At 59.2% G+C, this 19,134-nt stretch carries 19 protein-coding genes; 10 read left to right on the top strand and 9 right to left on the bottom strand.

The features are described 5' to 3' along the window. Window positions 1-42: 42 nt before the first annotated feature. Complete coding sequence (locus tag CPAR_RS07215) at window positions 43-1,530, top strand: SulP family inorganic anion transporter (RefSeq protein ID WP_041466320.1); 1,488 nt, start codon at window positions 43-45, stop codon at window positions 1,528-1,530. A 260-nt stretch (window positions 1,531-1,790) separates the two neighbouring features. Next, a complete protein-coding gene (locus tag CPAR_RS07210) occupies window positions 1,791-2,645 on the top strand; it encodes a universal stress protein (protein WP_012502655.1) in 855 nt (284 codons plus the stop codon). A gap of 54 nt (window positions 2,646-2,699) precedes the next feature. Here the strand turns inward: CPAR_RS07210 and CPAR_RS11035 are convergent, their stop codons facing one another. The 8 genes from CPAR_RS11035 to CPAR_RS07170 all read right to left on the bottom strand — a co-directional run bounded on the left by CPAR_RS11035 (window position 2,700) and on the right by CPAR_RS07170 (window position 11,582). After that, complete coding sequence (locus CPAR_RS11035) at window positions 2,700-3,368, bottom strand: transposase (RefSeq protein WP_012502654.1); 669 nt, start codon at window positions 3,366-3,368, stop codon at window positions 2,700-2,702. Between the two features lie 97 nt (window positions 3,369-3,465). Next, the gene (locus tag CPAR_RS07200) at window positions 3,466-4,014 is read right to left on the bottom strand and encodes a hypothetical protein (protein WP_041466166.1); all 549 of its coding nucleotides are present in this window, start codon (window positions 4,012-4,014) and stop codon (window positions 3,466-3,468) included. 289 nt (window positions 4,015-4,303) lie between these two features. Beyond that, window positions 4,304-5,092 (bottom strand): formylglycine-generating enzyme family protein, encoded by a 789-nt coding sequence (locus CPAR_RS07195; protein WP_012502652.1) that lies wholly within the window; start codon window positions 5,090-5,092, stop codon window positions 4,304-4,306. Continuing rightward, on the bottom strand, window positions 5,089-6,636 hold the full coding sequence (locus CPAR_RS07190) for an AAA family ATPase (RefSeq protein ID WP_012502651.1): 1,548 nt from the start codon (window positions 6,634-6,636) through the stop codon (window positions 5,089-5,091). Before CPAR_RS07190 ends, CPAR_RS07195 begins: the two co-directional genes overlap by 4 nt. Before the next feature lie 412 nt (window positions 6,637-7,048). Next, window positions 7,049-8,668 carry an Hsp70 family protein gene (locus CPAR_RS07185; RefSeq protein WP_012502650.1) on the bottom strand — a complete coding sequence of 540 codons (1,620 nt, stop codon included), beginning with the start codon at window positions 8,666-8,668 and terminating at the stop codon, window positions 7,049-7,051. 200 nt (window positions 8,669-8,868) lie between these two features. Then, window positions 8,869-9,411 carry a nucleotide exchange factor GrpE gene (locus CPAR_RS07180; protein ID WP_012502649.1) on the bottom strand — a complete coding sequence of 181 codons (543 nt, stop codon included), beginning with the start codon at window positions 9,409-9,411 and terminating at the stop codon, window positions 8,869-8,871. Further along, window positions 9,398-10,738, bottom strand: coding sequence for a hypothetical protein (locus tag CPAR_RS07175; RefSeq protein WP_012502648.1), 1,341 nt, complete (start codon window positions 10,736-10,738; stop codon window positions 9,398-9,400). The genes CPAR_RS07180 and CPAR_RS07175 overlap by 14 nt, the downstream gene beginning before the upstream one ends. Before the next feature lie 172 nt (window positions 10,739-10,910). Beyond that, entirely contained in the window at window positions 10,911-11,582 is a 672-nt protein-coding gene (locus CPAR_RS07170; protein ID WP_012502647.1) for a peroxiredoxin, read from the bottom strand. A gap of 305 nt (window positions 11,583-11,887) precedes the next feature. Here CPAR_RS07170 and CPAR_RS07165 point away from each other — a divergent pair, with 305 nt between their 5' ends. The 8 genes from CPAR_RS07165 to mnhG all read left to right on the top strand — a co-directional run bounded on the left by CPAR_RS07165 (window position 11,888) and on the right by mnhG (window position 18,682). Further along, window positions 11,888-12,766 (top strand): SDR family oxidoreductase, encoded by an 879-nt coding sequence (locus CPAR_RS07165; RefSeq protein ID WP_012502646.1) that lies wholly within the window; start codon window positions 11,888-11,890, stop codon window positions 12,764-12,766. 220 nt (window positions 12,767-12,986) lie between these two features. Beyond that, complete coding sequence (locus CPAR_RS07160) at window positions 12,987-15,311, top strand: putative monovalent cation/H+ antiporter subunit A (protein WP_012502645.1); 2,325 nt, start codon at window positions 12,987-12,989, stop codon at window positions 15,309-15,311. 1 nt (window position 15,312) lies between these two features. Continuing rightward, window positions 15,313-15,729, top strand: a complete 417-nt coding sequence (locus tag CPAR_RS07155) for a Na+/H+ antiporter subunit B (RefSeq protein WP_012502644.1) — start codon at window positions 15,313-15,315, stop codon at window positions 15,727-15,729. Further along, window positions 15,726-16,100, top strand: a complete 375-nt coding sequence (locus CPAR_RS07150) for a Na+/H+ antiporter subunit C (RefSeq protein WP_012502643.1) — start codon at window positions 15,726-15,728, stop codon at window positions 16,098-16,100. The genes CPAR_RS07155 and CPAR_RS07150 overlap by 4 nt, the downstream gene beginning before the upstream one ends. Then, window positions 16,097-17,602 (top strand): Na+/H+ antiporter subunit D, encoded by a 1,506-nt coding sequence (locus CPAR_RS07145; RefSeq protein ID WP_012502642.1) that lies wholly within the window; start codon window positions 16,097-16,099, stop codon window positions 17,600-17,602. Before CPAR_RS07150 ends, CPAR_RS07145 begins: the two co-directional genes overlap by 4 nt. Continuing rightward, window positions 17,599-18,072 (top strand): Na+/H+ antiporter subunit E, encoded by a 474-nt coding sequence (locus CPAR_RS07140; protein WP_012502641.1) that lies wholly within the window; start codon window positions 17,599-17,601, stop codon window positions 18,070-18,072. Before CPAR_RS07145 ends, CPAR_RS07140 begins: the two co-directional genes overlap by 4 nt. After that, the gene (locus tag CPAR_RS07135; protein ID WP_012502640.1) at window positions 18,069-18,341 is read left to right on the top strand and encodes a monovalent cation/H+ antiporter complex subunit F; all 273 of its coding nucleotides are present in this window, start codon (window positions 18,069-18,071) and stop codon (window positions 18,339-18,341) included. The genes CPAR_RS07140 and CPAR_RS07135 overlap by 4 nt, the downstream gene beginning before the upstream one ends. Continuing rightward, a complete protein-coding gene (gene mnhG / locus CPAR_RS07130; protein ID WP_012502639.1) occupies window positions 18,338-18,682 on the top strand; it encodes a monovalent cation/H(+) antiporter subunit G in 345 nt (114 codons plus the stop codon). Before CPAR_RS07135 ends, mnhG begins: the two co-directional genes overlap by 4 nt. A gap of 155 nt (window positions 18,683-18,837) precedes the next feature. On the opposite strand, the gene CPAR_RS11285 is transcribed toward mnhG, so the two are convergent. Then, a complete protein-coding gene (locus CPAR_RS11285) occupies window positions 18,838-19,125 on the bottom strand; it encodes a hypothetical protein (RefSeq protein WP_232203882.1) in 288 nt (95 codons plus the stop codon). Between the last annotated feature and the right edge of the window lie 9 nt (window positions 19,126-19,134).

Below are 19,134 nucleotides of genomic sequence, written 5' to 3'. Positions count from 1 at the left end.
CCGCTGGATACTGGCCAGATGACCACCAGAAGACCCATGCTCATGCAAAAAACTCTGAAACAGGAGTGGCTCTCCAATCCGCGCGGTGACTTTCTCTCCGGGCTCGTCGTGGCGCTCGCGCTCATTCCCGAGGCGATTGCCTTTTCGATCATCGCGGGCGTCGATCCCAAGATCGGCCTCTACGCCTCGTTCAGCATGGCGGTGGTCTCGGCTTTTGCCGGTGGGCGTCCGGGCATGATTTCGGCGGCGACTGGTGCGATGGCGCTGCTGATCGTGCACCTCGTTAAGGATCACGGGCTTGAGTATTTGCTTGCTGCTACGATTCTTACCGGTATCCTCCAGCTCATCGCCGGGTATCTCAACCTTGGCAATCTGATGCGCTTCGTCTCGCGCGCGGTGGTCACCGGCTTCGTCAATGCGCTGGCGATTCTCATCTTCATGGCACAGCTTCCAGAGCTGACCAACGTCACCTGGCACGTCTATGCGATGACCGCCGCGGGCCTCGTCATCATCTACCTCTTTCCCTACGTGCCGCTGGTCGGCAAGGTCATTCCCTCGCCGCTGGTCACCATTGTTGGCCTGACCATTGTTTCGATCCTGCTCGGCCTCGACATCCGAACCGTCGGCGACATGGGGCAGTTGCCCGATGCCCTCCCGGTGTTCCTGCTTCCGCAGGTACCGCTGAACTTTGAAACCCTGCAAATCATTTTCCCGTATTCGGTTGCGCTGGCCATCGTCGGAATGCTGGAGTCGATGATGACCGCCACCATCGTCGATGACCTCACCGACACGCCGAGCGACAAAAACCGCGAGTGCACAGGTCAGGGCTACGCCAACATCGCCACCGGATTTCTCGGCGGCATGGCTGGATGCGGCATGATCGGCCAGTCGGTCATCAACGTCAAATCGGGCGGACGCACGCGGCTTTCGACGCTGACGGCGGGCATCCTCCTGCTCATCATGGTGGTCTTTCTCAGCGACTGGATCCGCCAGATTCCGATGGCCGCGCTGGTGTCGGTGATGATTATGGTCTCCGTCGGCACCTTCTCGTGGGACTCGATTGCGAAGCTGAAAACCTACCCGGTTTCGACCAACATCGTCACGGTCGCCACGGTGATTACGGTGGTGTATACCCACAACCTCGCCATCGGTGTGCTGGTCGGCATCCTGCTCGCGGCGATGTTCTTCGCCAACAAGGTCGGGCGCTACATGGCCGTCACCAGCGCACTGAGCGGCGAAGGCGCGAGAACCTACACCGTCAGCGGGCAGGTCTTTTTCGCATCATCCGAGAAATTCTTTGGCTCGTTTGACTTCAAGGAGGTGCTCGACAAGGTGGTCATCGATCTGTCACGCGCCCATTTCTGGGACATCAGCGCCGTCACCGCGCTGGACAAGGTGGTGCTCAAGTTCCGGCGCGAAGGCACTGAGGTCGAGCTGATCGGTATGAACGAAGCCAGCGCCACCATCGTCGATCGCTTCGGCGTTCACGACAAGCCCGAAGAGGTTGAAAAACTGCTCGCAAGCCATTAACGGAGAACCGACAGCGACAAAAAAGATATTGGGCTAAAGCCCTTATATATATTGTCTTATCTGTAACCCCGGACTAAAGTCCGGGGCAACTGTTTACTAGTTGTAATCACTGGAGCAATAATCCGATCTTACATTCACATTGCCCCGGCTTTCAAGCCGGGGGATACAGAATCAACCAGAAATACCAAGGGCTTCAGCCCAATCTCTTCCGTTGACAACAGCTTCCGACTTGTGTCGCCGGATAATCAAGGAGAACCGACATGCCAAAAGTAATCGCCTGTATTGACGGATCGGCTGCCGCCGGAGCGGTGTGCGACGCCTCAGCCTGGGCCGCCTCGCAACTCGACGCGCCGCTGTTGCTCATGCACGTGCTGGAAAAACCGGAAACGCCGGTGAAGGGAGACCTCTCGGGCAACATTGGCCTCGGCACGCGCGAGCACATGCTCGAAGAGCTGGTGGAGCTGGAGGAGAAAAAGAGCCGGATCGCGCTCGACCTTGGCAAGCAGATGCTCCGCGACGCCTGCGAGCGCACGGCGGCACTCTACAAGGGCGAGACCGACTCCCTGCAACGTCACGGCAGCCTGGTCGAAACCGTGCTGGAGCTGCAACCGGAAAGTCGCCTGCTGGTGATGGGTCGGCAGGGCGAAGCGCACGAAAACAGCCCCGGAAGCATCGGCAGCCACATCGAAACAGTCGTCCGCGCCATGCAGCGCCCGATTCTGGTGGTGATGCCCGGATTCACGCCGCCGCAACGCTTCATGATCGCCTACGACGCCAGCGAAACGTCGGAAAAAGCGCTCGACATGGTGGCGCAAAGCCCCCTCCTGAAAGGCCTCGAATGCCACGTCGTGATGGTGGTCAGCAACAACAAACCGGAACACCACCAACGCCTCGACGCAGCCTGCCGAAAGCTCGAACAGGCGGGATTTACGGTCGAAAGGTCGCTGCTTTCAGGCGAAGTCATCGAAACTCTGCACGACTATCAGGACAGCCACGCCATCGACCTCATGGTCATGGGAGCCTACGGCCACTCAAAAATCCGCCAGTTTTTTGTGGGGAGTAATACGACGAAGATGATTGGTTCGAGCCGGATTCCGCTGTTGTTGTTGCGGTGAGAAGTGGGGGAGAGGATCAAGGAAAAAAGGGTGACACATTGTGGTCACCCTTTTTTATTTACGTTCACTGTGCATGGGGTTTTCTTCGTCTTGCGCCCAATTGGTGGGATTGTTTTTGATATACGTTCTGATATTTTCTAAGTCCCGTTCATTTCTGATGACCCGCTCAAAGTAGTTCCGCTGCCAGATTTTGCCGATCATATCCAAACCGTTCTCGTCAATGTGAGCAAGAACATCCTTTACTGATTTCGACTTGAACGCACCAACAATCATGCCCAACGTCGGGGTTGGTGGAGATATTGGAGCTGTAGGGGTAGGCCTTGCGCCTACCCTTTTTCTGCCATCACGAAACTCCGGTTTATCCGACTCGTTTATGAACACAATGCCATGCAAATGATTCGGCATGATAACGTATTCATCCAGCGAAATCATTGGAAAGCGTTCAGGCAACGTTCGCCAATTGCGATCCACGATTTCGCCGATTGATGTCAGTTCGAATCGGAGTGCAGAGTCGGGTTCGGGGTTGGGAGGTGTGTTGAGAGGATGGGTAGCCGCAAGGGCTACCCCTACATTTACATCAGGTTGTTGCGGTTTTGGCTGGTTTGACAATATCTGGTCGCCGTTTCGAGTGCAAATTGTTACGAAATATGCTCCGCCTTTTGAATAGTCATATTCGGCCAACCGAATCGAGCGGCGATGATGTTTTTGGGAATCGTAGTTCATTGTGAATCATAACGCCCCGGGCGCTCAGCAGTCGACCGTCACGGGTTACAGCACGAGTCATCTGACGCGACGGGCGCCCGGTCTGCTGAGCGAGGAGTTAGCCACGTGTGCGAAGCTCCCCAAAGAAGGCGATGGCTCTGCTCCCGCCAAAGAACCCCATACGAAGCAGACACCGAGGCCCTTCGCAGGGCGTGTGTACCTGATACCAGAACACGTCAGGGTTCGAGCCGTGCTTTGGCTCGACCTTGAACAGCTCATCGGCATAGCTTGCGAGCGCCATGCGAGCCTCCTGAATGTCGGCGGCATTGGGCTCATGGGGGAAATCGATGAAGTCCGCACGCACATGCAACTTCCCTTCCCATCGTTCACCGAAGTGATGAAAGTAGATTCCCTTGGCGACCAGCTCGAGGCTCTTGGAGAAACGTTCGCCGTCAAGGGCGAACTGCGTAGCCTCATGAACAGCTCCGGTTGCGCTATCCCGCACCCAGCAATCCTTGCTGCCTTCAAGAAGTGATGTCGTGAGAGCCGGCCGACGCGCAATTGCGCGCCCCAGCTTTGTCTGCACCTGAGCCAGCGCAATCTCATTTGAGGTGATGCTGGTGCTCAGCACGTACAGGAAGTACTCGTCGTCACCCGACTTTGTCAAATTGTGCTCGGTGCATGCAGGAACCGTGATAAGGTTGATGCGTCGATCTATGCCATCAAGCGAGTCCTTCGCCTCGGGGAAGAGACACTTGGGTGGAACGTGCTCCCGTGATGTTGACAGAGCGCCGCAGGAGTAGCAGAATGTCATGCTGACCTCAACTCGCTAACATTAATTAGGTTTATCTGCATAAGAACGCGGACTCTTGATTCGTGTCCGCATAAGATGCCCGCAATTACCCTTCATTCAAAAAAAACAATTTACTGCAAATCCACCCACAAACTAACCCCTCTCACATCCCCGCCTTCACCGGCAACACCAGCCGAAACCCCCGGAAATCATTCACCGCTTTCGGCACCACGAACGAACGTTGCGAGGCGCGGAAGGCGAATTTGTCGGGGTAGCGCCAGCAGCCTCCTCGTTCCTGGCGGAGGGCTTCGTCGCCGTCGGTGGCGTTGCCGGAATCGCCCTCGCCTTCCCAGATCGAGCACCACTCCATGATGTTGCCGCTCTGGTTCCAGGTGCCGTAGCCGGAGACCCCTTCGGGGTACGAATAGACCGGAGCGACGGACTCTTCGCCTTTGTTGTTGCGGTTCCGGCAGTTGTTTTCGTCCCATTTGTCGCCCCACGGGTAGAGCAACCCTTCCGGCCCGCGCGCGGCTTTTTCCCACTCGGCTTCGTTGGGCAGGCGGCATCCCGCCCATTTGGCGTAGGCGTCCGCGTCGTCCCAACTGATGAGGACGACCGGGTAGTCGTCGAACTCTGCGGGGCACCCCTCTTCGCGCCAGAAGGAGAGCGAGTCGATCCGAGCGCCGATGTTGGGCGGCTGGTGGCCGGTGGCTTCGACGAAGGCGCGGTACTGGCGGTTGGTGACCGGATAGACCGAGATGTAGAACGCTTCGAGTTGCACGCTCCGCTGCGGGCTTTCGCGGTCGAGGTCGTCGCCCATCGTGAACTTGCCCGCGGGCACGAGTACCATAGGGGAGCCATCCCGCTCGTTGACGATGACCGGCGGCAGCGCATCATCGGACGGGCGTATCGCGCGGCTTCTGAGTTCGGAAAGGGTGTCGTTCAAATTCATCGTAGCTCCGATTGTTGTGAAGCCGCCGCGCCTAGTTCGGCGGAGGCGTTGCGGGCCTGGCCGTTTTTGACCATCTCGCGCAGGCCGTCGATCACCGGCTGGTGCGAGGCCGAGAGCGGCACCATTGCGCGGGCGGCGTCGAGCAAGTCCTCGGTCTCGATCTCGCGGCGCTTGTCGCGGAAGGCGGGAAACATGGCATCGTTGACCAGCGCTTGCAGTTCCGCGCCAACGAAACCCTCGGTGGCGTCGGCGACGGCGTTGAGGTCGAAGCGGTGCGAGAGCATGGTGTAGCCGCGCTCCTTGAGGTGTACTTCGAGGATGTTGACGCGCTCGGCGTGGGTCGGCAGGTCGAGGAAAAAGACCTCGTCGAATCGCCCCTTGCGCAGCAGCTCGGGCGGCAGGCGCTCGACGTTGTTGGCCGTGGCGAAGACGAAGACCGGTGCGGTTTTTTCCTGCATCCAGGTCAGGAACGTTGCGAAGACGCGGCTTGCCGTACCGCTGTCGCCGACCGATCCGGCGAACGCTTTTTCGATCTCGTCAACCCAGAGTACGCACGGCGCGATCACCTCGGCAATGCGGATTGCTTCGCGGATGTTCTGCTCGCTCGATCCCAACAGCCCGCTGAAGATCGCGCCCACGTCCATGCGGAGCAGCGTCATGCCCCAGTGCCCGGCGGTGACCTTCGCGCAGAGGCTTTTGCCGGTGCCGGGAATGCCGATGAGCGCGACGCCTTTCGGGGTGCTGAGGCCGTACTCGCGCGCTTCCTGGCTGAACGCCTCCTGCCGCTGGTCGAGCCACTGCTTCAGCGCGCGAAGGCCGCCGACGTTGCTCATCGAGCCGGTGTAGGGGTAGAGTTCGAGCGCGCCGCTTTCGCGGATAATGTGGCGCTTTTCGTTCAGCACCTGCCGCACGCTCCGCTCGTCGAGCGGCTGGCCGCCCGCAAGCACAATCGCCTTGCGGAACGCCCGCGCCGCCTCGACCATCGACAGGCCGAGCGCGCCCTCGACGAGCCGCTCACGCAGGCCGTGCGTCGCGTTGTCGAGCGAGCGCGTGGAGCGGGTTTCGCGTTCGAGAAGCTCCAGAATCTGCTCGCTGCCGGGCTTGCCGACGTCGATGGTCGGGATGTCGTGGCACAGCTCTTCGGGCAGGTTCCGGCCCGGACTGGTGACGATGATGTTCACCGCTTCGTCGCGAAACGGCAGGCGCGAAGCGAGGTTGCGCAACATGCGCGACACCTTGCGGTTGTGCTCCCAGAAGTGGTTAAAATCCTTGAGGATAAAGGTCGCAGAGCCTTTGTACTCGTCGATGATGTCGAGCACGGTTTCGGGCGTCGCGCCCATCTTGCTGAAGGTCGCCGCCGGTTCGCGCACCTGCAGGAACTGGTCGCCGATGTCCCAGGTGATGAGGCCCATGCCGCTTGGCCAGTCGGATGCGTTCGACCACCCGGTGAGCGCCTTGAGCGCGTCCTCTTCATCGATGGTTACCAGATGGATGACGGCTACGCGTGCCGCAATGTTCAGTTTCAGTTCGTCGAGCCAGGACATGCTGATGTTGGTTTTACTTCTGTGACTCTGTGTTGCCAAAAAATCCGAAAAAATGCGCTGTCATTCTGATTTCGACCCAACAACTGTCGGGGCGGGCGAAGAATCCAGAAAGTCACGTAAAATATTTCAAATCAGTCAATTGTAGTGATGTCCGAAAAAAACTGGATTCTTTCCCGACAGTAGTCGGGACTGCCGCACGAGTTCACTTTGCTCCGTTCAGAATGACAGAAAGAATCGAAGATCATCCAGAGAAAAAACACTTTCGGAACAGCCTTTTTATTCCGTCAACGAAAATAAATCTCAAATGCCGCCGTAGAAAGAAATTGGGCTAAAGCCATGATTTATTTTGTTTTATCCATACACCCCGGACTAAAGTCCGGGGCAATTATTTAAGAGTTTAAATGACCAGAATTTAAAGCTTCACGACCGGCAAGTCGGCCACCGGCAGTGGGAGAGTGGAGCCGTCGCGCAACCGGATCGTTGACTGGTTACCCGGCTCGGTGTCGCGGAGCCAGAGCGTGAGGCGGCGGTTCTTGTCCACTCCGAATCCGGCGACAAAGCGGCGGTCGCCCGAGCGGCATGGTGGCACGGCATGGATGAATTCGCTGTCTTCGGGATTGAGCGCTTTGTGCCGCGACTCCAGCCGCTCGCCCTCTTTGACCGGACGCAGCCCGTCCGCGCCGTTGACGTAGGAAATGAGCGGGCGGCTCATCAGCGTGCGCTCGTAAATCACCAGCCCGAGCACCTCCTGCACGTCCGAGGCGGCCTTGATGTACTTGCTGCACACCGGTTTGCCGGTCGGGTAGGGCGTGCCGCGCGGAACCACCGGTACCAGCTCGAAGTCGCGCAACTCGCGGTTCCAGCTCCGCAGGCAGTAGTCGTGCGTCAGCGTCTGGTCGATCACGCCGCCCGAAAAGCGGCACGCGCCACGCGCAATGGCTTCGAACGGGCGGCCTGCGTGAACCTCCGTGCCGGGGAAGTACTCCCGGATTTTTTGCTGGATGCCGGGCAGCAGGCTGCTGCCGCCGACCAGGAAAATTCCCTTCAGCTCCTCCTTGCGGATGCCCGCCCGGTCGCGCGCCTGATCGAGAGCGCGGTCGAGCGTGCGGACGATGTGCTGGTAGAGGTTGTTCATGCCCGGCTCGCGCTTTTTTTCGAGCACCGCTTGCAGCGTGGCGGCGGTGAGCGTCACGTCGATCAACCGGCCCGTCACGTCGTTGAAGCGGGTGAAGGAGGCCTCCGGACTACCGTTCGAGAGGGCGATTTTGGCCTCTTCGACCGCTTCTAGCAGCGACGGGCCAATGGAGGCGATATCCTCGTCGCTGAGCGCTTGCTCTTGCTGGATATGCTCCAGCAGCCAGTTGTCGATCATGATGCCGCCGATCTCTTCGCCCGCGCGCCCGAGAATGCGGCAGCGGGCGTGCGAAGCGCTCCGCAGGTCGGTGCGGACGATGGAGACGTCGAGCGTGCCGCCGCCGAAATCGACGATGCCGTACGGCTCGTTGTCGAGAACTTCTTCGCTGTAGCCGAGCATACAGGCGGTCGCCTCGTCGATGATGCTGATGCCGCCAGGAAAGCGTTTGATCGCCGCCTCGCGCAGCCAGTCGATGTAGTGGTCGAACGCCTCGACCGGCACGGTCAGCACCAGCTCGTCGTCGATGTCGCCGAACGCGCCACGCACGAACATCAGGATGCGATCCACCAGATCGTCCGCCGCCAGCCGGGGGTAGATCACCCTGCCGTTCACCCGCCGCCCGCGGTTGGCCCCGCCGGTGCGCAGCATATCCATTTTCAGCCAGCGGAACGTGCCCGGATGGTTCGCCAATCCCGCTCCGGCAACCTGGCTGCCGACCAACGGCGTGTCGCCATCGCCGAAATGGATCATGGAGGGAATGACCCGCGCATCGGCCCCGCCCGGCTGGGGGTAGCGGATGCCGAGGTTGGGCAGCTCGGGAGTTTCTATGTCGTTCAGGGCCTCGTTCCAGCGAGTGACCACGCTGTTACAGGTACCAAAATCAAACGCAAGAGGCATAGATTAGCTACTCAAAGGTATAAAATGCCGTTTCCTCGTCATTCCCGCGCAAGCGGGAATCCAAAATTCGGAATAAGCACATGGGTTCCCGCTTTCGCGGGAATGACGGACCAGAATGCCGCGAGCCCAATGATGATGCATATTTGTTTTAGAAATGGAATGACATTGTCCGTGTTTGACCATTTCTTCCATTTTTCTACTCAGTCCATTTTGTTCATTTCCTCTTTCCCTGAGCTGGACTTCGCGGCTCCGGCCTGCGCCTTGGCGACGAGCTTGCCGTTGAACCGGAATCCCGCAAAGCGAATCAGCACCGGCTCGCCGGGTTGAGGGCGGGCGCCGTCGAGCATCTGGTGAAGCGCTGGATCGTACGGCTGAGTTTCGCCGACAGTGCCGATCTCTTCCAGCCCGCGTTCGGCAAGGATTTTCCGGAATGACGATGCCACCTGCAACAGATCGGCGGGATTCAGATCGCCCTTTTCAGCGTGGCGGGCCTGCATCGCCGAAAGCGTGGCCAGTGGCGCGGCGCATTGGTGGGCGATGCTCTCGACCGCCTTGCCTCCAGCCCTCTCGACCTGCGCTTTCGACTGCTCCCGCAGAAGCGCATACTCCTTTCTCAGCCGCGCAATCTCCTCATCACGTTCGGCAAGTTCGAGTCGCAACGTGGCGATGGCCTGGGTTTCAGCGCGATCGTCACCTTTCAGGGCTGCAAAAAGGCGTTGCAAGATGCCCCTACCACTCCACATCGGTCACCTCCTCCGTCTCCACCGCGTTGCTTTCCGTGGCGTCGTCGCTGCTGTCAACGGTGATGAGGCCACGCAGGAAGTAGCTTTGAAAGAGCGTGAGCAGTTGCAGGAGCTTGTGCCGATAGTCCTCTTCGGACGCGCTTCGGAGCTGATCAGTCAACCGGCTGCTCTCTTCAAGCGTTCCGGGCAGGCGCATCGAGAGGATGCCCGCCACGACGTTGTCCTGCGGACGAAGCCACAACACATGCTCATTTCGCGCGCTTTCATCCGGTGCGTTGAACAGGTATTGCACGGCGAGCTTTTCAGGCCACGTGCCGTTCACCGAAATCTCCCTAAGTTGACTGCGAGGGATCAAATTCCGCTGCGCACCGCAGTAGAGCGCTCCAGCACGTCGGAATGGATCGGGGCTTGACAAATCCTGCCGGATCGATTCGTCGCTCTGATAACGCTCCGTCCAGAACTCAAAAATCTCTCGTGTCCCCGGAGGTGTGGACCGGCGGGCTTCCGGAAGCAGCTCGGTAACTTCACGGAACAGCGCGACTGCCTGCCCGACAATGGCGGCTTTGGCGGGAGCTTTCGGCCTGCTACTGCTTTCCGCCCAGAACGCGATCACTTCGAGTGCGCCGTTGAACGGCAATCCCCGCAAGCGGTCGAACAGCGCGTCGTGGTCTCCGCAGAGCTTGAGGGCTTCGATGACCAGCTGTGGATCGTGCTCGTCGCGGACGGCGTGGTCGTAGGCCGCAATCAGGCGGGACTGCTGGCTGTTGAGCACCGTCAGGCTGATGCGCTGCCGCTGAACGCTCGATGCGGCGAGCCAGGCTTTTTCGAAAATGGAGTAGTCGGGGTCTTCGAAGTTCAGGTAGCGCTCCGGGTTGCCGCGCACCAGCCCGAACAGCGCATCCATTTCCAGCGCGGGCGCATGGCGGCCCTGTGCCTCGATCATCGCGGCGATGTCATCACGGTCGAGCTGGCTCCAGAGCGCGAACAGCAAGCCGCTGCCCCAGTCGTTCTTCGGCATGGCTTCGAGCGCTTGCAATAAGTCCGACTCAAACGATTTCGATGCTTCCGTTCTTTTCAGCAGCTCCTCGAAACGCCGCGATTTCCAGTAGTTCCACACCGCTGTGTGCATCACTGTTTCGCTGCTGTGCCGCAGGTTCAGCAGGCGCTTGAAGATCTCATCTGCTTCCGGATGCGCCTTTTCAACCGCTTCTGCCAGAGCTACCGCAGCCTCGCGGGTTTTGCTTGCAAAAAGGCGCTCCACGGCTTTTTTTCTGAGGAACTTGCCTAAAAACGCGTTCGTGGAGAAAAGGTGTTTTTCAGCGTGCATGACTCTTTGTCCGGCGTCTAAAAATGGTTGATGCAAAAGATGATACATAGATCACTTTTTATCAAGCCGGAGGAAGGTTTTGATGGTGATGCGCAGCGAGGATGAAAAAGCAAAAGGCTGCCCCGGTTCTGGAGTCCGGAGCAGCCTTTTGATGGATAGATGAGGCCAGCTTTTACTTGTTGAGCTGTTTGTGGCAGAACCACCAGTCGTAGCAGTCGTGCTGCTCTTTGCGCTTTTCGGCATCCTTGATGTTGGTAGCCGGCGGGATGATAACCCGGTCGTTGAGCAGGGCATTGTTCGGCCAGTCGGCAGGCATGGCGACCTTGTTTTTGTCGGAAATCTGCAACGCTGTTACCGCGCGCAGGATTTCATCCATGTTGCGGCCGATCTCCTGAGGATAGTAGAGCACGAGGCGCACCTTGCCTTCGGGGTCGCCGACGAACACGGCGCGGACGGTGTTGGTGCCCTTGCCGGGGTGCAACATGCCGAGCTTGTTGGCGATGCGGTCGTTGGCCGCCACGATCGGGAAGGTGATCTCGACGTTCAGGTTATCCTTGATCCACTCGACCCACTTGATGTGCGAGAAGACCTGATCGACGCTCATGCCGATGAGCTTGCAGCCGATCTCTTCGAATTTTTCAGCGCGCTGCTGGAACGCTACGAACTCGGTGGTGCAGACAGGGGTATAGTCTGCCGGATGGCTGAAGAGCACGAACCATGATCCCTTCAGGTCGCCGGGGATGCTCATCGGGCCATGCGTGGTCTGGACGTTCAGTTCCGGAAAGTCGTCGCCAAGCAGCGGCATGGACATTTCAAAGTACATTTCGTCGTCAAAATTTGACATGATGGATTTTCTCCTTTTTGATTGTTTTGGTGTTTGGTGAAAGACAATGGTTGGCACCAGGTGAATGGTCGGATCAGTGCCGTTTGTTCACGGGGTTAATGATCAAGAAAAGCCTGAAAAAGAGGAATTGGTTCCGGGTGATCGAGTTTTTTTAAAATAAATCTAAAGAAGCGCTTTCATCATGGAAAGGGAAGGGCGGTCAAAACGGAGAGGGGAGCTGAGCGGCATTGGTTTAAAGCCGAAAAATCGGTTCATTATGAAGCAGAATTATTTAAAAAAGTTTTCCAACCTTATCAGCGGAATCAATGAAGAAAGTGCTTGTGGCCGGGGCGACCGGTTACCTCGGCCGTTATGCGGTGCAGGAGTTCAAGAATCGCGGGTACTGGGTGCGCGTGCTGGTGCGCAATCCCGAGAAGTTCAAAAAGCCGGGGCCGTTTTTCGCGCCGCAGATCGATTCGCTTGTTGACGATGTGGTGTTTGGTGACGCCACCCAACCCGAAACCATTGCCGGGCTGTGCGACGGCATCGACGTGGTTTTTTCGTCGCTCGGCATGATAAAGCCTGACTTCGAGCACGACAACTTCGACGTTGATTATCAGGGCAACATGAACATTCTTTCCGAGGCGCTGAAGGCCGGGGTGAAGAAGTTCGTGTACGTTTCGGTGTTCGACGCGCACCGCATGATGAACATTCCGAACGTGCAGGCGCACGAAAAGTTCGTCCGCGAGTTGCAGGCCGCGAAGATCGAGAGCACGATCATTCGCCCGAACGGCTTCTTTTCGGAGATCGGCCAGTTCGTCGCCCGCGCCCGCCGTGGCTTCATGCTCTGGATTGGCGATGGCTATAACCGCCAGAATCCGATCCACGGCGCCGATCTCGCCAAGGTTTGTGCCGATGCTGTGGACAGCAAGGAGGCGGAGATCGAGGTCGGCGGCCCGGAGGTGTTCACCTATCGCGAGATGGTCGATCTGGCTATCGAAATCGCCGGCACGCAGCCCGCACAGGTTCCGTTGCCGTTCTGGCTGGCTGACGGAATCGTTGGCGTGGTTGGGCTTTTCAATCGCGACGTGCATGATGTTGCGCTGTTCGCCACCACGCTCAGCAAGATGGATTTCGTTTCGCCGAAGTACGGCACCCATCGCCTGCGCGATTTCTTCAACGAGTGCAAATCGCTGCCTTTGTAAGGTATCAGATTTTGATGCGTGATTGAAGCCGGAGGCTATCCGGCTTCATTTGTCCGACACAATGTTTGTTCACCCTTTGACTCTTTTCGAGTTGAACTGCAAAATGCGGCAGCAGTGGACGTTAAGGGGAACCTCTTGTCATAAAACGAGGTTGCTCTGAGCTGAATAGTTGATTCATCAAAGAAGAGTCGATGGCCTGTAACAGGGCCTTCGATATTTTATGAGGAACCTGTCTTTGCTTTTCCTGATCATTACCGGTTTTGCCGTTTCGGCAATCGCGCCATACCTCTATCGGCTGCTGAAGGCCCGGTTCGTCTGGTTCGGGGTGGCCTTTCCGCTGACGCTGTTTGCGAGCTTCATGCTGAAGTATCCGCAGGTGGCCTCCGGCGTTCCGGTGCGCGAGCGCTGGAGCTGGGTGCCGTCGCTTGGTCTCAATCTGAGCTTCGTGCTCGACGGGCTGAGCCTTACCTTCGTGATGCTGGTGACGCTGATCGGCGCGGCGGTGTTCCTGTACGCTTCGGTCTATCTGCGCCACTACGAGGAGGCCGACCGCTTTTTCGGCTTCATCGGCATGTTCATGACCTCGATGCTTGGCGTGGTGCTGGCCGACAACATGCTGTTGCTGTTTCTGTTCTGGGAGCTGACCAGCATCAGCTCGTTCCTGTTGATCGGTTTCAACCACCACGCGCCGACCTCACGCGCTTCGGCGCTGAAGGCGCTGCTTGTGACCGGCGCGGGCGGCCTTGCGCTGCTGGCCGGAATGCTGCTGCTGGGGAGCGTAACTGGCAGTTTCGAGATTTCCTCGTTCTACGCGATGAACGATCTCATCACCTCCCATCGCCTCTATCCGGCCATCGTCGCGCTGATTCTCGTCGGCGCGTTCACCAAGTCGGCGCAGTTTCCGTTCCACTTCTGGCTGCCTGACGCCATGGCCGCGCCCTCGCCGGTGAGCGCCTACCTGCACTCCGCCACGATGGTCAAGGCGGGCATCTACCTCATCGCGCGGTTCAACCACGAAATCGGCGGCACGGCGCTCTGGCAGGACACGATCCTCGTCGCTGGGGCGACAACCATGATTTTCGCGGGACTGCTCTCCTATCGCCAGAGCGACCTGAAGCGGCTGCTCGCCTACTCGACCCTGTCTGTGCTGGGCACGCTTGTGATGCTGCTTGGCATCGGCTCGAAGCTGGCGATCAAGGCCTTTTTCATCTACCTCATCGCGCACTCGCTTTACAAGGGCACGCTGTTTCTGGTGGCCGGAACGCTCGACCACGAGACCGGCACGCGCGATGTCTCGAAACTTGGCGGCCTGTGGAAGGCGATGCCGGTGACGGCGGTGACGGCGGCGCTTGCCTCGTTTTCGATGATGGGGGTTATTCCCTTGATCGGCTTCATCGGCAAGGAGACGCTCTACAAGGCGGTGCTCGAAGTGCAGCCGTGGGGCCGCGTGCTCATCGTGCTCGCGGTCGCGGCGAGTGCGCTTCTCGTGGTGGTGACCTTCCTCGTCGGTTTCCGCCCGTTCCTCGGTAAACCCCGGCCTGAGCTGCAGAAGGTGCACGAAGCGCCGGTGGCGATGCTCGTCGGTCCGTTCATCCTTGCGCTTTCGGGGCTGTTGCTGGGGCTGTTTCCGGACTTTTTCGTCGGTCACCTGCTCGAAGAGTCCGCCGTCAGCATCATCTCTCAACGGCTCGACATCGAGATCGAGTTGTGGCACGGCTTCAATCTGGTGCTGCTTCTGAGCTTCGTCACTCTGCTCGCGGGCGTCGGTCTCTACCTGCTGCGCTCCATCGCGCTCTCCCGCATAGAAAATCTCCATCTGCCGGGCCTCGTCAAGCCCTCGATCTGGTACGAACAGGCGCTGGCCGGAATGCTGCGCTTTGCCACCTGGCTTACTTCGTCACTCCAAAACGGCGACCTGCGCTGCTACCTCGCGGTCATCATCCTCTCGGCGCTGATTCCGGCTGGTCTGATGCTTTTTAGCTCGGGGGGCGCGGGCGGTTTTGCAGTGACGCTGCCCGCCGATCTTTCGGTCACGCCGTATGAAATTGCGCTCACCGTGATTATCGTGCTGGCGACTGGCCTCTTGCTGACGAGCGATTCGCGGCTGAAGGCGATCGTGTCGATGGGCGTGCTCGGCTTTGGCGTCGGCATCATTTTCATCATCTACGGCGCGCCCGACGTGGCGCTGACCACCTTCGCGATCGAGACGTTGAACGTCATTTTGTTCGTGCTGGTGCTGGCCCATCTACCGAAGTTCACCTCACGGTCGCGCCCGACCGGGCGGCTTCGTGACGGTCTGATCGCGGCCTCGGCGGGAGTTTTCATGACCCTGACCGTGCTTCAGGTTACCTCCACCGATCTGTCGTCCCGGCTGAAGGAGTACTTCGGCAGTGCCAGTCTGCCCGACGGGCATGGGCGGAATGTGGTGAATGTCATTCTCGTCGATTTCAGGGCACTTGATACGCTCGGCGAAATTACTGTGCTAGCCATCGCGGCTATCGGCGTATTTGCCCTGCTGAAACTCAGAACCGGTAAAACGGATTGATATGAATTCGCTGATTCTTTCGACATCCTCCCGCTATCTGCTGGTGCTGTTGCAGCTCTTTTCGGTGTTTCTGCTCTTGCGCGGGCACAACGAGCCGGGCGGCGGTTTTGCGGGCGGGCTGGTTGCAGCAGCGGCCTACGCGCTCTACTTCATCGCCAACGGCGTTGAGGAGGCGCGGCGCGTGTTCCGCTTCGAGCCGCTCACGGTGGTGGTCGCGGGCCTCGGCGTGGCGCTTGCGAGCACGCTGCCGTCGATTCTGGGCGGCATGGAGTTCATGCAGAGCGTCTGGGTCAACACCGGCATTCCGGTGATCGGCAAGGTCGGCACGCCGCTGCTTTTCGATGTCGGGGTCTATCTGCTGGTGCTTGGCATCACCCTCAAAATCGTTTTTTCGCTCGCCGGGGAGGATGAACCATGACGTTTCTGCTCGCGCTCATCACCGGCCTCTTTTACGCCGCCGGAATCTATCTGCTCCTGCGCCGCAGTCTGGTGAAGGTGATCTTCGGCATCATGTTCCTCGGCCACGCGGCCAACATGCTGATCTTCAGCACCGGGCGCTTGACCAAGGGCGCTCCGGCCTTCGTGCCCGAAGGGGCACAAGCGCTCGTCGAGCCGTTCGCCGATCCGCTGCCGCAGGCGCTGATTTTGACCGCCATCGTGATTGGCTTCGGCTTGCAGGCGTTCGCCATCGTGCTTTTCAGGCGAAGCTATGAGGAGCTTGGCACGGACGACGTTGACGCCATGCGCACGACCGACCGCATTGAGCAGGTTGGGGGAGGTGAGTCGTGAAACTGCTGCTCGTCCTCCCGATCCTCCTGCCGCTCGTGACGGCGCTCGTCATGCTGCCGTTCCGGGAGCGCTCCGGCGTGCAGCGCGGCCTCGGGCTTGGCGCGTCGCTCGTGCAGGCGGTGGTGGCAGTGGCGCTGCTCTCGCGGGTGTATGCGGGCGGCATCCTCACGCTTCAGGCTGGCGGGTGGGCGGCTCCGTTCGGCATCACGCTTGTGGCCGATCTGCTCTCGGCGGTGATGGTCGCCGCCACGGCGCTCATCGGCCTGACCACCTCGATCTACTCGCTCGGCAGCATCGACCGCGAGCGAGAGCGTTTCTTCTTCCATCCGCTCATGCAATTGCTGCTTGTTGGCATCAACGGCGCGTTCCTGACCGGCGACCTCTTCAACCTCTACGTCTGGTTCGAGGTGATGCTCATCAGCTCCTTCGTGCTGCTCGCGCTCGGCGGAACGCCGCGCCAGCTCGAAGGGTCGGTGAAGTACGTGACGATCAACCTGCTCTCATCGGCGATTTTCCTCTCGGCGGTTGGCATCCTGTACGGCGTGGCGGGCACGCTGAACATGGCCGACCTCTCGGCGCGGCTTCCGATGATTGAGCAGCGCAATCTGCTCTCGGTGGTGGCGGTGCTGCTGCTCGTCACCTTCGGCGTGAAGGCGGCGATTTTCCCGCTCTTCTTCTGGCTTCCGGCCTCGTACCACACGCCGCCGGTCGCCGTGTCGGCTATCTTCGCCGGACTGCTCACCAAGGTGGGCGTCTATGCGATTATGCGCGTGTTCACCACGGTCTTCACAGGCCCCGAGTCGGAGGCGATTTTCCGCATTCTGCTCTGGATCGCGCCGCTGACGATGGTGGTGGGCGTGCTCGGCGCGGCGGCGCAGTACGATTTGCGCAAGCTGCTCTCGTTCCACATCGTCAGCCAGATCGGCTATATGCTCTTCGCCATCGCGATCCAGTCGCCGCTGGCCATTGCGGGCGGGCTGTTCTACATCGTGCACAACATCATCGCCAAGACCAGCCTGTTTTACATCAGCGGCATCGTCCGCCACAAGACCGGCGCGTTCCAGCTCAAGAAGATCGGCGGGCTGTACAGCACGGAACCGCTCCTGGCCGCGCTTTTCCTCGTTTCGGCGCTCGCGCTCGCGGGCATTCCGCCGCTGTCGGGCTTCTGGGCCAAGCTCATGGTGATTCGCGCAGGCCTCGAAAGCGAGCACTACTTTGTGACCGCTGCCGCGCTTGTGGTGAGTTTGCTGACCCTCTTTTCGATGACCAAAATCTGGAACGAGGCGTTCTGGAAGGATGACCCCGGCGTCATCAAAGTCACGGACGAGGCGCACGGCAACGGACGCACGGCGCTGCTCTACCTGCCGGTTGTGATGCTCTGCGGGGTGATCATTTTCTTCGGCCTTTCGTTCGAACCGGTCTATGAACTCTCCGCCCGCGCGGCGGGGCAGTTGCTCGATGTCGAAAGCTACCGGAACGCGGTGCTGGGAGGTGGCCTGTGAGTCAGTTCCTCTTCAACATTCTGCTCGCCTTCGCGTGGATGCTGCTCACCGGCGAGAGCAGCGCGCCGAGCTTCATCTCCGGTATGGTGGTCGGCTACCTGATTCTCTGGATGTCGCGCTCGGCATTCGGCAAGGAGACCTATTTCTCGAAGATACGGCAGGTTACGGGCTTTGTGCTTTACTTCCTTAAGGAGCTGATTCTGGCCAATCTGCGGGTGGCATTCGATATTCTGACGCCGAAAAACTACCTCGATCCGGGCATCGTCGAGGTGCCGCTCGATGTCGAAACCGATCTCGAAATCACGCTCTTCGCCAATCTGGTCACCCTGACACCCGGCACGCTGAGCCTCGATGTTTCGGACGACCGTAAAACCCTTTATGTCCACGTGATGTATCTCGAAGATGAAGAGCAGTTCCGGCACGAGCTGAAAGATGGGCTCGAAAAACGATTGATCGGGGTGATGCGATGAGCTTTATCGAACTGTCGGCCACGATCGCCCTGTCGATCATCGGCCTCTCCATTCTGCTGATTTTCCTGCGGCTGCTGATCGGCCCGGAGATCGAGGATCGCATCGTCGCGCTCGATCTGCTCTCGGCCAACACCATCGCTTTCATCGCGGTCTATTCGATCCTGAACGCGAACACGGCCTTTCTCGATGTCGGAATCATTCTGGCGCTGCTCGCCTTTCTCGGCACGGTGGCGTTTGCGTACTATCTCGAACGAAGGAGGCGGTCATGACCGAAATCTTCAGCGGCATTTTCATTCTCGCGGGCACGATTTTCATCCTGCTCTCCGCGCTCGGCATCATCCGGATGCCCGACCTCTACACCCGCATGTCCGCCACCACCAAAGCCTCAACCCTCGGCATCGGCCTGGTGCTCACCGGCACGGTGCTCTTCTGGCAGGACGCCGCCATCACCTTCCGCGCCGCCGCCATCATCATCTTCCTCTTCCTGACGGCCCCCGTCGCCGCGCACATCATCGGGCGCGAAGCGTGGAGCCGGGGAGTGAAGCTCTGGTGCAAAGACGAGTCCGCGAAGTCCTGCCGGAAAGTGCGGGGATGGGACAAGAAGAATTGATGATTTGCGGGGGAGCATGGTGTGCGTCTGCGTTCCACGCCGCATCGAAACCATCGTTGTCTTCGTAGGGGCATCCCGATTAGTCGGGATGCCCTTTTTGTTTTTTTTGGACGGGAAGGGCGACCCCGACTCGTCGGGGATGGCGGAGCCGATTGTTATTTGGTCGCTGGGTCGTCGAGCAGCTCGATGGGCAAGCGGCGGCATCCGTCGGCGAGGCCGATCCAGCGCCAGGCGTTCGGCGACGCCCAAAGCAGCTTTGGCTCCGTTTCACTCCACGAAGCGGTTTCGTTGTCCGGTAGGTTGGCCATCGTCATGAGGCACTGGCCGGTTTGGGCGTCCCAGAGCTTGAGGGTTTTGTCGGAAGAGCCGGAAATGATGCGTGTACCGTCGGAATTGAATCTACATGAAAAGACAGGAGAACTATGCCCAGAAAATGTTATCAAACAATGTCC

It is taken from the genome of Chlorobaculum parvum NCIB 8327 (assembly GCF_000020505.1).
Lineage (GTDB): Bacteria > Bacteroidota > Chlorobiia > Chlorobiales > Chlorobiaceae > Chlorobaculum > Chlorobaculum parvum_A.
Note: the sequence above shows the minus strand (reverse complement) of the source record. Positions and strands in the feature narration are given on the sequence as shown.